Here is a 503-nt window from a genome sequence, read left to right as displayed (position 1 = left end):
GCCCAAACTGCTTTGGAAAAACCGACGACGTTGTCCAGCGCGGTTTTACCGCCGATGGCCATGTAGTCTTGGTAGTAGAAGCCCAAAACCACGCGCTTGGCAGGCAGGTCGACAGTTACCTTACGGCCGAGGATATCGGTCAGCTGAACGGGTTTGGCAAAAGCGGATACGGAGCCGACTGATAAAGCTGCGGTGGCAATCAAAGCAGAAAGTTGCGTAAATCTCATGAATCATTCCTTTAAAATATGATGATAACCATTATCTTTTTGTGAATTTAAAAGGTATTGAATCTTTTTTCAAGTGAAACGAGTGAGTAGACATATTTCGGAATAAAAAGTTTCATCATTAAAACGAAGGGATAGTGTTTATATAGGGCTGGGGTGTACTGAAGACCTAGTAAAAAGGAATGATATGGGGTGCCTAAAGCCATGGTGGGCAGTAGCTGGAATGGATAGGTAAAGGGTTTTTTATTGCAAAAAAATAAAAGGTATTCGGTTGAAAAC

At 42.5% G+C, this 503-nt stretch carries 1 protein-coding gene and 1 pseudogene; both read right to left on the bottom strand.

Annotation, left to right across the window (positions count from 1 at the left end):
• Window positions 1–227, bottom strand: a pseudogene (locus ACTHUR_RS18825) (ABC transporter substrate-binding protein); the annotation flags it as partial.
• A 47-nt stretch (window positions 228–274) separates the two neighbouring features.
• Window positions 275–503 (bottom strand): hypothetical protein (locus ACTHUR_RS18820; RefSeq protein ID WP_440400294.1); only part of this gene is annotated, 229 nt, incomplete at its 5' end.

The organism is Neisseria sp. P0021.S007, from assembly GCF_051956855.1.
The sequence above is the reverse complement of the archived record's forward strand: the minus strand, read 5'-3'. Positions and strand labels throughout refer to the sequence as shown.